Source organism: Nonomuraea sp. NPDC050790 (assembly GCF_044456745.1).
Taxonomy (GTDB): domain Bacteria; phylum Actinomycetota; class Actinomycetes; order Streptosporangiales; family Streptosporangiaceae; genus Nonomuraea.
Genome location: NZ_JBITGF010000001.1, coordinates 102,226 through 116,581, shown reverse-complemented (window position 1 = coordinate 116,581; position 14,356 = coordinate 102,226). Strand labels below are relative to the sequence as shown.

The 14,356-nt window shown below is 70.9% G+C and carries 8 protein-coding genes; all 8 read left to right on the top strand.

The genetic code is table 11. The annotated features are described in order from the left end of the window. Positions 1–301: 301 nt before the first annotated feature. Positions 302–553: a hypothetical protein gene (locus tag ACIBEJ_RS00525; protein WP_397180410.1), complete on the top strand. Its 252-nt coding sequence runs from the start codon at positions 302–304 to the stop codon at positions 551–553. Positions 554–631: 78 nt separating this feature from the next. After that, on the top strand, positions 632–1,162 hold the full coding sequence (locus tag ACIBEJ_RS00520; RefSeq protein ID WP_397180409.1) for an NUDIX domain-containing protein: 531 nt from the start codon (positions 632–634) through the stop codon (positions 1,160–1,162). 130 nt (positions 1,163–1,292) lie between these two features. Then, positions 1,293–1,973, top strand: coding sequence for a hypothetical protein (locus tag ACIBEJ_RS00515; protein ID WP_397180408.1), 681 nt, complete (start codon positions 1,293–1,295; stop codon positions 1,971–1,973). 160 nt (positions 1,974–2,133) lie between these two features. Beyond that, complete coding sequence (locus ACIBEJ_RS00510) at positions 2,134–3,777, top strand: major capsid protein (RefSeq protein ID WP_397180407.1); 1,644 nt, start codon at positions 2,134–2,136, stop codon at positions 3,775–3,777. Between the two features lie 89 nt (positions 3,778–3,866). Beyond that, positions 3,867–4,691, top strand: a complete 825-nt coding sequence (locus tag ACIBEJ_RS00505) for a hypothetical protein (RefSeq protein ID WP_397180406.1) — start codon at positions 3,867–3,869, stop codon at positions 4,689–4,691. A gap of 9 nt (positions 4,692–4,700) precedes the next feature. After that, positions 4,701–5,078 carry a hypothetical protein gene (locus ACIBEJ_RS00500; RefSeq protein WP_397180405.1) on the top strand — a complete coding sequence of 126 codons (378 nt, stop codon included), beginning with the start codon at positions 4,701–4,703 and terminating at the stop codon, positions 5,076–5,078. After that, complete coding sequence (locus tag ACIBEJ_RS00495) at positions 5,079–9,401, top strand: hypothetical protein (RefSeq protein WP_397180404.1); 4,323 nt, start codon at positions 5,079–5,081, stop codon at positions 9,399–9,401. Further along, complete coding sequence (locus ACIBEJ_RS00490; RefSeq protein ID WP_397180403.1) at positions 9,398–14,302, top strand: hypothetical protein; 4,905 nt, start codon at positions 9,398–9,400, stop codon at positions 14,300–14,302. Before ACIBEJ_RS00495 ends, ACIBEJ_RS00490 begins: the two co-directional genes overlap by 4 nt. Positions 14,303–14,356: the final 54 nt, after the last annotated feature.

Below are 14,356 nucleotides of genomic sequence, written 5' to 3'. Positions count from 1 at the left end.
CGCCGCCCGCGCCGCCCGCGCCCCGATCTGGCAGGTGATCGCGGGCGGCCGCGTCGTCTTCGAGACCACCTCGCAGACGACGGCGCAGGCCCTCGCTCAGCGATACCCAGACGGCAACGCAGTTCAGCGCGACCCGACGGCAGTCTCCGGAGAGGCCAGCAGCAGCGGCACTGCCTGGGGCAGCGCACAGCCGCCTCGCACAGAATCGTGAAACTCTGCAGGTCAGCGGGTTGCCGGCGGAAACTTTGAGGAACTGCGGAAGCACCTTCCGCCCCGACAGGCCCCGGCGCACTGTGGTCGCATGGACGACAAGGTAATCGTGCCGGGGCTGACCGCCGGGGCCGCGAACACGCGGCCGCGCGATCCCTACCACGAAGTCGTCGCCATCGATGAGCCCGGACAGACTCTGACGCTGATGGTGGCCACCGAGCCAGGGGTGCCAGGCGGCCGGGGCTATCTCGATCCGGACACCAGCCGCTGCACCCCGGGCAGCGCGTCGCCAGAGTTCATGGCCACTTTCCGGAAGGTGAACCCGCATCGCCTCTTTCAGTAGCCGACCTGGGCTGAGCAGGCCCGCACGCAGTTCCGGAATCTTCGCGACACGTTGACGGCACCTGGATATAACGAAGCCATGGCCGATGAACTGGTGGACCTTCGAGATCAGCACGGGCGGATTCGGCAGTACGGCCAGCCGAGGAACGACGCGGCCCGCCTCTGGCCAGACCTGTTCGTGCCGGTCGTCTCGGTCGTCGTCATCGCCACCGGCACCGGGCGCGTACTCGTCCACCAGCGGGCCGGCACCAAGCCGCGCTGGCCCGACATCCTGGACCACGTGGCGGGCGCCGTTCACACGGGCGAGCATCCAGAGGCCGCCGTACGACGCGAGGTGCTCGAAGAGGTCGGCATTCATCTCGGCGAGGTGACCCCACTGGCCGAAGGACCGACGGAGCGGGGCAAGTACCGCATGCTGTACCTCGGGCGCGCGGAGGAGACCGAGCCTCGCCCTGACCCGGCAGAGGTGGCCTGGGTCGGCTGGATGGACGTGCCGACCCTCCGGCAACGGATCGTCGAAGGAGTTCCCACCTACCCTGACTTCAGCGCCGACCTAGAACTGGCTCTCCAGAACAGCTCACCACGTCTTCACAGAGGTGAGTCCGGTTGAGCACCCGCTGTCGCTACGCCCTTCACGCTCGTCCGCGGGTGGCCCAGCGCTACCAGATGAAATCGAGCCGGTCTTCAGACGCCTGAGAATTCTGTAGCCGATGGGTCGGAAAGCGAGGATCCTGGCCACCATGGATTCTGAGGACGTCCCGGGCCTTCTGGATCTTCGCGGACAAGAGCGCGACTGGCGAGCCATCGCGGTGCTCGGGTTCGCCGAGGACGACGCCGCCCTTGCCGAGGGATACTTCGACGCAGCCGAGATCATTGTCGATGCCTGGAAGGCGGGCAATCATAATGACCTGCTGGCCATCCCGATCTTGGCGCTCTACCGCCACGGCATCGAGCTGGCGCTGAAGGCCGGGATACGCGAAGCAGCATGCCGCCTGCGAGTCGATGGCCATGACGATGCGTCATTGGATCCTGGCGCTGTCGACAAGCGGCTGGCTGGCACGCATTGCATCGGGGATCTCGTCGTCGAACTCACCGGCTACCTGGATCGGCTGATGCTCTTCAGCGTGAAGAAGCTGCCCGCCGATGCCTTGGAGGTTCTCAACAGCCTGCATCTGCTCGACAAAACCGGGCAAGCCTTCCGATACGCGACCGTCAAGTCCGGAAAGGGGAAGGCGGCCGTGCTGGTCCCGGCCCGGCCAGACCAGAAGCACGTCGACATCCTCGCTGTGAGCGCTGCGCTGCACGAGGCGGGCGGACTGGTGCTCTACGGAGTATCTGGGGTGCTTGAGGAGTACGCGGAAAGCCAGCAGATGGCGTACGAGGAGCGCGCCCAGATGGAAGCTGAGGGCTGGGGCATCTAGGCGCGTCGATCGCCCGTCCGAGCAGCGACGCCGTGATCTGATCGCCTGAGACGCGCCTACAGCTCATAGCCCCTCGCGAGGCAACCATCCGGATAGGCTACCTGGCTAGAAAGCTGCTGGCCGAGGGCCGGGCTCTCCTTCTCACACAGGAGAGAGGCCCGTGGAGCGTTTCGAGCTTCCCGACGACATCACCGCCCTGGACGACGTCGAGCTGTCGGCGCTCCTTGAGGGTGCTGTCGCCGCCTTCGACGCCCTGTCCACCAGCGATCGTGTCGCCCCCGACGACCTGGCCGAGCTGCGCCGCCTGTCCACGGCCGTCGCCGACATCCGCAACGAGATGCAGGCCCGCGTCGCCGAGGCCGAGGCGGCTGCCGCCGAGATCGACCAGCTCGCCGCCCAAGTCCGAGGCACACCCGTTGAAGAGCCCGTCGAGGCCGCGGTCGGCGGGGAGCCGGTCGCAGCCGATGAGCCGGACGCGCCGGAGGAGCCCGTCACCGCGTCCTCGGCCGTGGTGCCGCGCCAGCGTCCCGCTCTGGACCTGTCCGGGGTGCGCCGCCGTATGCCGTCGGTGCTGCCCCCGGCTCCCGCTCCCGGGCCGGAGATCACGGCCAGCGTCGATGTGCCCGGCTACCAGCCCGGTCAGCCGCTCGACATGGACGGCGTCACCGAAGGCATCATCCGGCGCGCGAACGCGCTGAAGACCGCCGGTGGGGGCGTGGGCCTGACCGCGTCCTACCGGCTGCCGTTCGACCGCGACCTGATCATCAACGACAGTTCCAGCGGTACCGAGGGCACCCGAGCGGTCATCCTGGCCGCTGACCAGTCCCGGCTCCCGGCCAGCCCGGCGGGCGAGCGGAACATCGTTGCTTCCGGCGGCTGGTGCGCGCCTTCGGAGACCGTCTACGAGCTGACCGACATCGCCTGCCCGGAGATGCTGTGGGATCTGCCGGAGATCCAGCTCGCACGCGGCGGCCTGCGGTACTTCCCGATCCCATCGCTCGACGTCGCGTCGATGACGTTCGTGCACACCGAGGCCGACGACATCGCCGGCTCCACCAAGCCCTGCTTCAAGATCCCTTGCCCGGACCCGATCGAGGTCCGGTGCGACGCGATCGGTGTCTGCCTGGAGTCCGGCATCCTGACCCAGAGGCACTTCCCAGAGCTCGTCGCCTGGTACCAGCGCAACGTGATGGTCGCCCACGAGCTGCGGATCCGGCAGCACCTGTTCGAGGCGGCGCTCACCCAGGCCACGCCGGTCACGATTGCGGCTACGTTCGGCGCGCTGTCAGCGATCTACGCGGCGATCGCGCTACAGGCGGCCGACATGGTCGAGCGGCACAGCCTGTGCGACTCGATCAACGTCGAGGTCACCCTGCCCTGGTGGTCGAGGTCGCTGATGCTGGCCGACCTGGCCCGCCAGAACGGCCGACGCCTGGATGAAGTCCGCGTCCAGGAGCTCGTCGACCTGTTCGCCACGCTCGGCGTCCGCATCCAGTGGGCGCGCGGACTCGGCCCGGCGGTCCCGACCGACATCGGCGGCCTCACCCCGGCCGTGGACTGGCCCGCCCAGCTGCAGTTCCTCATCTACGTGGCCGGGTCGCTGCAGGCCGGCCGCGGCGGCGAGATCAGCCTGGGCGTCATCCACGACAGCACGAAGTTCTCCACGAACGACTACACCGCGCTGTTCTCCGAGGAGTGCGTGGCGCTGATCAACCGCGGACCGGATCTGCGGCTGATCACCGTCCCGATCTGCCCCAACGGGGCCACGGCGGCGCAGATCACCGCCGCCTGCCCGATCGCCTGACCCCTCCTGGACCCGGCAGGCACCGGAAGCTCGCGCCGGTGCCTGCCGCCTCGACCTCGTGAGGAGGTGGCCGCGTGCCGCACCCCGGCATGAGACGTCGCGTCGCCGCCATCCCCGGCACGCCGCTGCCGTACGGCCTGCTCGGCGGGTGCACGACCATCATCGACGTCGAGGACGAGCACGAACTGCTCGGCGTCGACTGGATCAGCTTGTCGTGTAAGCACGCCTACCCGACCGACTGGTGCCCGACCGATGAGGCGGGTACCCCGCTGCCGCCGCCCGGCCCGAAGACGTTCGAGCGGCCGGACTCGGAGACGGCCGGGCCGGTCACCATCTACTCCGGTGCGGTCTGCTCGGCGCCGGGCTTCTCCTTCGCGGAGGCCGAGCAGCATGCCCGCGCGGGCCTGTCCCAGGGTGAAGGGCGGGCGCTGGAGGAGTGGGTGTGGCAGAACGTGCTCGCCCCGCAGGCGGTCGACCGCACGCCGCCCGCTGGGCCGGTGTCGATCTCCCAAGGCGTCGCGATCCTGGAAGGGTGGCTGGCCACCGACTACGGCGGCGTCGGCGTCATCCACGTCCCGGCTGGCGCGGCCGCCCTGCTCGGCCGGTTTCATCAGCTGCAGCCGCAGGGGTCCCGGCTTCGGACCTGGCTCGGCAACTGTGTCGTCCTCGGTGCCGGGTACGCCGTCAACACGGGCCCCGACGGGGTGCCCGCGCCGGACGGGCAGGCGTGGCTGTACGCCTCCGGGCCGGTCGTGGTGCGGCGTGGCCCGGTCGACGTGGTCCCGGGGACGGCGCCCCCAAGCGTGAACATCCGCAACAACGACCGCATGGTGCTCGCCGAGCGCACGTTCGTGCCGAGCACGACGTGCGTGGTGGAGGCCGTGCTGGTCGACCTGTGCCTGTGCTGCCCGTGAGGGAGACCTGTGATCAGAATCTGGCCCCGCCCCGACCTGCGCCGCGCCTTCGCCGAGTGGGCGGTCGCTCAGCGGCCGAAAGTCCCAACGGTGTCCCCGAGCGAGTTCGGCGTGCCCGACGAGCTCGTCCCGGCCATTCCCGAGCTTCTGCTGCAGGGGGCTCGGCTGGACGGCCAGCCTTACGCCACGCCCGACCCCGCGCCCGCGCCGGAGCTCCCTGCCGACCCGCCGACCGAAAGCGCGCCCGACAGCGGGCAGGAAGAGCAGGTGCTGCCCGCGCCGACTGCCGAGCCTGCTCCGCCTGCGGCCAAGCAGGAAGACCAGCCCCGCGCCGCGCCGCCCGTCTCCCGCGGTCGCGGCGCTCGCAAGGCGCGGGAGGGCCGATAGGTGCCGGTCACGCCTATCCCGTGCACCGACGGCGGCGGCCCCATCACCGTCGAGGGCTGCTGCTCGCCGTCGATCACCGCCGTGCCGTGGTGCCTGGCCGACGGCACTCCGATCGCCGTGCTCGCCGCCACGGCGTGTGGCGACTGCGGCGATCCGGCCGCGCCGCCCACCCTCGCAGGCTGGCTCAATCCTCAAACGGGCGTTTTCACCGCTGGTGTGGTGCCGGCGGGCGCCCAGCCGTGCACCGGCGGCTGCGCCGACGTCGTCGCCGTCCAACGCTGCGACGACACGGACGGCGACGGCCAGCCCGACCTGACCTACACCGAGCTGTGGTGCGTCGACGACGACGGCACCAGCTCCCTGATCGTCATCTTCGCGACCGACCCGGGCACTCCGTACACGCCGGTGGCGCCGGTCGGCTGCGCCCCCGACGGCTGCATCGACACCATCTGCCGCCAGCTCTGCGACGACACCGACGGCGACGGCCAGGCCGACGCCACCTACAGCGAGCTGTGGTGCGTGCGCGCCGATGGCACGACGAGCTTGATCCTCACCTATGCCGGCGACCCGGGCGTGCCGTACACGCCCGTCTCCCCGGTGGAGTGCACGTACGGCTGCCCCACCTCAGAGACGGTGATGCTGTGCGACGACACTGGCCCGTTCCTGCGCCGCTACACCTTCCTCAACGGCAGCGCGACGTACGAAGACGTCGCCCTCGACGGGCAGACGCCGCACGTCGCCACCGGCACCGTCGGCGCCTGCCCGGCCGCGGCTGATTGTTCCTCGCCGACCACGCCCACAGCGACCGTCGGCCTGTGCCTGGCCGACGGCACGCCGATCGCCGTGGTGCTCACGCGCGGCTGCGACGGGGTCACCTCCCAGGACGGCTGGATCAACCTCGCCACCGGTACGTTCTCCACCGGTGACCCGCCCGCGGGCGCCCGCGCCTGTGGCGACTCGCGCGCCTTCGAGCTGACCGGCGTGCTGTGCGATACCGACACGGCCACCGGCGACATCCTCGGCCTGGTCCTGGTCCAGTACACCTACAACCCCGACGGCAGCCTCGCCTCGGTGCAACTCCTTGACCCGGCCACCGGTGACCCGTACGTCCTGCAGGGCGAGCTGCGGACGTGCCCCGGCGGCGACGACGTCCCCGAGCAGGACCTGGTCGTCCTGTGCGACGTCGCCGCAGACGGGAGCGTCACCGCGTTCCTGCGCGACTACCGGCGCGACGCCACCGGCGCTATCAACGGCCACACCGACTCCAGCCTGCTCGGCACGCCGTACACCCCGACGGGCGCTGTCGGCCTATGCCAGCCCGCCGCTGAGCAGGCCCATGACGTCGAGTCCTACCCGCTGTGCGTCATCGACAACGCCAGCGGCAACGTCCTGCAGCACATCCGCCGGGAGGTCATCTACGACCAGAGCGGCATGGCTGTGGGCGAGCGGTTCGTCGACGCCGTCACCGGCGGCCCCGTGGCGATCCCCGGCGGCGCTCACCTGGGGATTTGCCCGCACGGCCCGCTGACCGTCATCCCGGACCTCTTCCACGGCGAGCTCCTCCTGTGCGACGATGCCGGCCCGTTTGTCCGCAAGCTCGTCCAGGACGCCGCCGGCGCCGTAACCGCGGTGGTCAACCTCACCCTCGACGGCGCCAGCTATGCCCCGGTCGGCGCCGTAGGCGTGTGCGCTCCAGAGCCGCAGCCGTGCCGCGACTCCGCCACCCTGCTGCTGTGCGACCTGCCCTCCGGCGGCCAGCCTGCCGCGGCGGTCGCCGACACCAGCCCCACACCGTACGAGGATCTGCCCGGCTCGGACGCGGTCGCAGGCGGCGCCGCCGTACTCTGGTCCGGCGGCACCCTCACGATTCCGGCCGACACCGCGCCGTCCGGCGACGGGTTCCCGCAGCGGGTGCGGACTTTCGCCGCCACGGTGCAGGCTCCGCGGCCTGGCTGCGACACCGGCACCGCCACGGTCACCGCATCCATCCAGGTGGAGCGCACCGGCCCCGACCCAGGCTGCGGCGGAACGGGCTTCTTCCGCCTCCTGGCCGGCGGCACCCTTCTGGCCAGCCAGGGCATCGCGCCGAGCAACGTGCCCGTCGGCACCGTGCAGACCCTCACCGTCACCGCTCAGGTGCCGGCCGCCGACCTCGCGGCCGGCGACGTCGCTTGGTTCGGCGGGCTGGAGACCTACCACCGCTCGCCCGCCTCCTGCCCGGGCGGCAGCAACGGCGACGGGGCGCGCATCGGCGGCTGGGTCGTCGACGCGTTCTCCGTAACGGTCGTGTTCAACCAGGCGGGGTGCGCGACGCAGGTGCTGGCCAGCGTGGTCAACGACTGCGAGAGCGGCCAGGTCGTGTCGGTCACCTACGCGCTCCCGGACGGTACGCCGTACACGCCGACCGGCACTATCGGCCAGTGCACCCCAGCCAGCACACCGGACCCGGCCGAGCCCTGCCGCAACTCCTCGACGCTGCTGGTGTGCGACCTGCCCACAGGTGGCGAGCCGGACGCAGTCGTCACCGACACCGACCCCACGCCCTACTACCCGTTCCCGGTCGCCGACCCGGTCGAAGACGCGCAGGCGCTGTGGGACGGCGGCACCCTGGACCTGCCTCCTGGCACGTCGGCGCAGCCCGGCACCACCGGCCGCGTCAACACCGCGGCGGCCACCATCCAGGCGCCGCGCCCCGACTGTGACACCGGCACCGCGCACGTCTCGGTATCCCTCACCGTGCAGCAGACCGGCCCCGACGACGGCTGCGGCCCGACCGGCCACCTGCGCCTGTTCAACGGGACCACCCAGATCGCGCTCACCGTCACACCGGTGAACACCCCGGCCGGCTACTTCGCCGCCATGACCGTCGACGCCGACGTGCCCGCCGCCGACCTGGCCGCCAGCAACATCACCTTCGCGCTCGCCCTTGACTCCTACGACGACAGCCCGGCCACGTGCGCGCCCAGCCCGCGCCGTACCGGCTGGCAACTGTCCGGCTTCACCACGCGCATCGTCTACGACCAGACGGGGTGCGAGAAGCAGATCCTGCGCACCATCACCATCGACTGCGCCAGCGGTGCCGTGCTCGCAGTGACCGACACCACCCTCGACGGCCAGCCGTACACCGTCACCGGTCAGGTCGGCCAATGCGTCACGGCCGGTGGCGGCACGGTCGTCGAGCCGTGCGCGGACTCCGAGATCGTCCCGCTCTGCGACCTGACCTACGACCCGCAGGCACCGATCCCCACCCCGGCCAGCGACTTCACGCTGACCGGGAACGTGGTGGCCGCCAACGACGGCACCACGCTGTGGTTCGCCCAGGCCAACCAGCCCGCTAACGGCGTGGCCGAACTGACCGTCAGCGGGCTTCTCCCGGCCACCCAGTACGAGTTCCGGTTCGCCTCAGCGTGGATCGGCGCGGGCGCTCCCGACCCGGCCAACAACAACGCGATCTACCTGCTGGAGATCCTCGACGGCACCACAGTGCTCGCCACCCGGACCCGGAACACCTCCAACGGGTCGAACGTGTTCCCCGGCGGTGTGCTCACCGAAGACCTGCCGCCACTGGCCTTCATCGCCCCCGCGACGGGCGCGGTCACCATCCGCTTCACCGACCAGACGACCGGCGGCCCGGTCAACGACCGCGACCTGTACCTGATGCCGCTCGAGGTACGGACGGCGGTACTCACCGTCAACTCCACGCCGTTCCTGCGGCGCTTCACCTTCGACTGCGCCGGCGGCCTCACCGCGACCCAAGACGTCAGCTTGGACGGCACCACCCCGTACGACGTGCAGGGCGAGCCCGGCCACTGCACCGCTGACGGCGCGGCAGTCCCCGCCGTGACGCCGTGCGGCGTGCAGAACGTTCTCGAAGCGTGCCGGTGCGATGACACCAACGGCGACGGGCTCGCCGATACCGACTACCTCGAACTGATCGGGGTGGACTGCGAAGGGATCACCACGCCGCTGGGGACGTTTCTCCCCGACCTGTCCGCGCCGTACGAGCCTGTCGCGCCGACCTCCTGCGACGCCACCGCCGACGGGGCCGACCCGCCGCGCGGCGTTCAGGCGCGCCGCGTCCAGCTGGCCCCGGGCCAGTCGTGGGACGCCGCCGGCGTCGCGCTGCTGCAGTCGGTGACCGCCACCGCCCACGGCGACAACGCCGAGGTGACCACCGCCGACGGCACCAGCACCCTGTTCACGAGCGAGACCGCCACCTGGTCCGTGGTGCGCCCCGACGACGCCGCGCTGACCGGCCCCTTGACGATCACCGCGCTGACCGCGCCCGTCACCCTCACCTACACGATCGGAGTCCAGCTGTGAGCGGATGCTGCGGGCAAAGCCCGGTCATCGTCACGGGCGCCCAGCCTGCCCGCGTCGACGTCGAGACGCAGCTGATGTGCGACGTCCTGCCGGACGGCACCGTCGCCGCGACCGTCCTCGTCGAGCCGGTCTACGACACCAGCACCGGCGCCCGGATCGCGACGCGGATCACCGCCCCGTCCACCGGCGCCACCTACACGCCGGTCGGCACGATCCAGGGCTGCCCGCAGTCGCCCGACTGCGCCTCGCCGACCACACCGACCACCACGGTGGGGCTGTGCCTTGCCGACAGCACGCCGATCGCCGTCACCGTCGTGCGCGACTGCGAAGGGGTCGTCACCCAAGAGGGGTGGATCAACCTCACCACCGGCGCGTTCAGCGCGGGCGCACCACCCGTGGGGACCGTCTCCTGCGGGGACAGCCAGTCCGTCCAGGTGAGCGGGACGTTCTGCGACATCGACGCCACCGGCACCGTCGTCGGCCTGGTCCTCATCGAGTACAGCTACGCTGCCGACGGCACGATCGCTTCCGTCCGCCTGGTGGACGCCACCACCGGCGCCACCTACACCCCGGCCGGTACGATCACCACGTGCCCGGCCGGCGTCGAGCAGCCCGAGCAGGACCTCATCCAGCTGTGCGACGTCGCCGACGATGGCACAGCCACCGCGTTCATCCGCGACTTCCGGCGTGACGAGCTGGGCGCGATCACCGGCCACAGCGATTACCTGCTCGACGGCACCGCCTACACACCGACCGGCACCGTCGGCGTGTGCCAGGCGGCGCCCTGCCTGCACTGCGAAACCATCGAGCTGTGCGACTCGGCCTCCCAGGGGCCGGTCACCCTCGAACCGGACGTGGTGAACACGGCTTGGGTGCCCTACTTTCCGCTCGTCGCCGGCAACGAGGCGTTCGACGTGGTCGGCGCCCAGAACCTGTGGCAGGGGCAGACGGTCACGCTGCCGGCTGACGCGGCGAAGCCGAACATCGCCACCAGCCGTACCGCCGCGGCCGCCCTGCGCGTGGCGTGCCCGCCGTGCATCGACGACGGCGGGAGCGTCACCGTCAGCGTGTCCGTCGACTTCGAGCGGCTCGGCCCTGACCCCGCCTGCTCCGGGTCGGGGAATCTGCGCCTGTTCAACGGTACTGCGGTGGTCAGCATCGCCCAGGCGCCTACGGACGCGGCGGTCGGCGTCTCGGGCACGCTGGCCGTGGCCGCGGCCGTCCCGATCGCCGACCTGCTCGCCGGGAACATCGCCGTCGGCGTGCAGTTCGAGACCGCGCAGAACAACGCTTCGTGCGGCACCCGCGAAGGCGGCTGGCAGCTGTCGGACTTCACCACCAGCGTGGCCCCGATCACCGTGAACGCCGGACCAGGGTGTGGCAACACCTTCCTGCGCACCACGTGCCGCAACTGCGCGGGCGAGGTCATCTCCGCCACCGACCTCGACTACAACGGCCAGCCGTACACGCCGGTCGGCACCGTCGCCCCATGCGCAAAGCCCGCACCGTGTGAAACGTCGGCCTGCCTGCGCTGCGAGACGTTCGAGCTGTGCGACTCGGCAGCTACCTGCGCCCCGGATGCGCTGGTTGCCGACACGGCGTGGTCACCGCGCTACCTCACCAGCGGCGACAGCGTCCCCGGCGTGGTCGAGAACCGGGTCAACGTGCCGGGTGGCGGGGATCCGTTCTGGACCGGCGGGTCGGTGACCTTCCCGAACAATGCCGCCGACCCGGACCCGGGCAACAACGGTCTGCACTACGGCATCGCCGGCAGCATCGAGGCGAGCGACGTGTGCCCGGACTGCATCGCCCCGAGCGACCAGGTCACCATCACCGTATCCGGCCAGGCCACCAACGACGGCCCCGGCGCTGGTCTCCTCACAAACGGACGCTGGCGTATCCTGCTCGACGGCGGCGAGGCCGACGGCATGGTGCCGCAGCTCGCCCAAGTCACCGACGCCAACCGGCCCCCAGGCACCACGTGGAGCTTCACCGCGTCCGCGACGGTGCCCTGGTCCGACGTCCTCGCCGGCCGCATCGTCGTCACCCTCGACCTCGAAACGAAATCCAACGGCGCCTTCAAGCAGTGGACCGCCTCAGGATTCGAGCTGTGCGTCGAACCGGTCACGCCGCGCGCCGGATGCGGCTCTCGATTCCGCCGTACGGTCTGCCGGGACTGCAGCGGCGAGATCGTGGCGACCTCGGACGTCGAGCTTGACGGCATCACCCCGTACACGCCGATTGGCGCCGTGGGGGCCTGCACCGCCTGCACGCCGCCGTGCCCGACCGTCGCGGTTCAGACGTTCCAGCTGTGTGACCTCAATCCCGCAGTCGAGCCGGACGCGAACGGGCTGCGGTGCGCCACCCCGTTCCTGCGACACCACACCTACGGCTGCGACGGCACGGGCACCTTCCACGACACCGCGCTGGACGGCTCCACCCCATACACGCCGGTCCAGGCGGTCAACTGCGGCGATAGCCCTCCCAGCCTGCGCGAGCAGGTGTGGAACACCACCTCCGTCGCCGCCGACCCAGCCGACCCCACCGGCGCGACGTTCATCTACACCGTCGCCAACAGCGAGAACCCGGCCCAGACCGGCACGGTCACGATGACAGCGAGCGAACCGCCGGGCGGCGGCTGCACCACTTCGCCGACCGCGCCCGTCTGGAACGCTCCCGTCACCTTCGTGTTCGAGCCCGACGCGACGGTGCTGCAGCTGGCGAGCGTGCTACGGGTCGACGCGATCGACTGGGACGACTGGGAGGACAAGTTCATCCCAGGAGGCGGCCCGGTCGGGGGTGGCACGTGGCCTGTCCCAGACCTGGTCGAAGCCGACTTCGGGTTCTCAAACGTGTCGGCCACCAGGTGGCATTCCAGCGCAGCCAACAACACCGGACACTTCTACTTCTCCGGCCCGCCTGCCGCGGTCGCCATGGGCAGCCGCAACGACGGCGGCGGCCTGGCCTGCGTCGCCCCGAGCTTCGGTTTCATCACGCTCGTGCCCGGCCCGCCATGCGGTGGCTGCCAGAACTGCGAGCTGCTGCTGCTGTGCGATGACGGCGCCGACGATCCAGCCACGATCCGCGGCACCGGCCTATCGTCAGGCACGCTGGCGAACGGAGTCGCCTGGTCGTCCCGAGGCAACGCCCCGACGCTGCCGTCGACCTACGACAACGCAGACGGCGCCTGGTGGGGACTAGCGTCGTTCCCGAACACGGTGTTCCCGCCCAGCACCTGGTCCTTCTCGAAGCCGGTCACGGCCGAGTTCTCGGTGTACATCCGGCACCACGCGTCCGGCACCGGGTCCGACAACACCGCGCAGCTTCCGGCCGGGCTGCAGGTCGTCGCCCTCCCCGCGGGATATCTGTACGACCCGGTGACCGGCATCCTGACCTCCACGGGCGACACGGGCGACGACCCGTGCCCCTACCTCACTGATCCGCGCGTGGCCACCAGCGCGCGTTTCCGGACACCGAACCCGGTCACCTCGGTTGGTGCTCGCTACCTGGGGGCGCGCATCGCCAACTGCGGCGTCTTCGGCAACTACAAGATCGGCGCGTTCGCGGTGTCGTGGGGAGGCCAGTTCCTGCGCCACATCTGCCGTAACTGCGATGGCGAGGTCACCAGCACGACCGACACCCTGCTCGACGCCGTCACCCCCTACACCCCTGCCGGCGCTGTCGCAGCGTGCGGCGGGCCTCCGGACTGCTCGGCCACGCAGCTGTGCGTGCAGGCCACGCTGACCGAGCGCTTCGAGTTCCTCTCCAACCCGGGCAACCAGACCAGCGGTGCCGTCGACGGCGACTGGACGTGGAGCCCGAACCTGACCGGCCCGTGGTTTCCCACCTACCAGGTCGGTGTCTTCCCCGGATGGACGACGACCGACCCCGGCACGCCGCAGGGGGCCGCGCACTGGGTGGCGCCCCACCCGAACAGCGGTCTGCTCAACACCGGCGCACCCGGCGAAGGACCGGACGTGCCGGCGCCGGGCGAGTGGTACGCACGCGCCTCGTTCACGCTGCCCGCCGACGCCGAACCGTCCTCGATCCGCATCTCGGCCACCGCGCTGAACGCCGACCAGAACGCGGTGGAGTGGCGGTTGAACGGCGGCGCCTGGCAACCGGTCAACGCCAACCACGCCCAGCCCGCCTTCCAGCTCGCGCCAGCCGCGGTTCCGGGTGCCCAGCCCGGCCCGAACGAGATCATCGTTCATGTCAGCGAGACGGTTCCCGGCGGCGGCGCGGCGGGCATCATCCTCCACCTGATCGCCGAATATCAGGTTCCGGAGGACGGGCTACGGTCCTGGACCCGCATGGTGTGCTCGGACGACGCGGTGCACTACGTCGACGACACCGGCGCGCGGCAGGACGCGCTGCCTGAGTTCTGGACGATCGCGCCGTGCATGGGCACGTCGGTAGGCGGCGCGTGCTCGCGGCAGGTCATCGAGCGCTGCCGGTGTGACGACACCGACGGCGACGGCATCGGCGACGTCCGCTACGTCGAGCTGTGGGCCGTAGACCCATGCGTCAGCAGCGGCGACCCGGTTCTGCTCGGCACGTACGTAGCCGACGACCTCGCCGTGCCGTACACGCCCGTTGACCCGGTCGACTGCGCCGTCGTCAGCCCGCCGTCGACCCTGATGACGGGGGCCCGCGCTGTTACCGGCACCGCGGCGCAGAACCTGGCCACCGAGTTCCCCACGCTGCAATCCGTCACGCTCACCGTCGTCGCGGGCAGCGTCCTGGCCTCGATGAGCGACGGCACCAACGTGCCGGTCCCGGCGGGCGCCACCGTCACCTGGTCGGTGGTTCGCGACGCGGACGCACAGCTGGACGCCGCGGCGTTCACCGGTGCCGACGCCTCAGCCTCCTACCTGCTGATCTGGACGCACCGGGGGTGAGCGGCGTGGGTAGGTGCTGCGGGGGGCCGCGCGGGCCGCAAGGACTGCGCGGCC

Coding starts and splice junctions, on each gene's coding strand:
- ACIBEJ_RS00525 (WP_397180410.1), top strand. CDS start 302: ATGGACGACAAGGTAATCGTGCCGGGGCTGACCGCCGGGGCCGCGAAC.
- ACIBEJ_RS00520 (WP_397180409.1), top strand. CDS start 632: ATGGCCGATGAACTGGTGGACCTTCGAGATCAGCACGGGCGGATTCGG.
- ACIBEJ_RS00515 (WP_397180408.1), top strand. CDS start 1,293: ATGGATTCTGAGGACGTCCCGGGCCTTCTGGATCTTCGCGGACAAGAG.
- ACIBEJ_RS00505 (WP_397180406.1), top strand. CDS start 3,867: ATGAGACGTCGCGTCGCCGCCATCCCCGGCACGCCGCTGCCGTACGGC.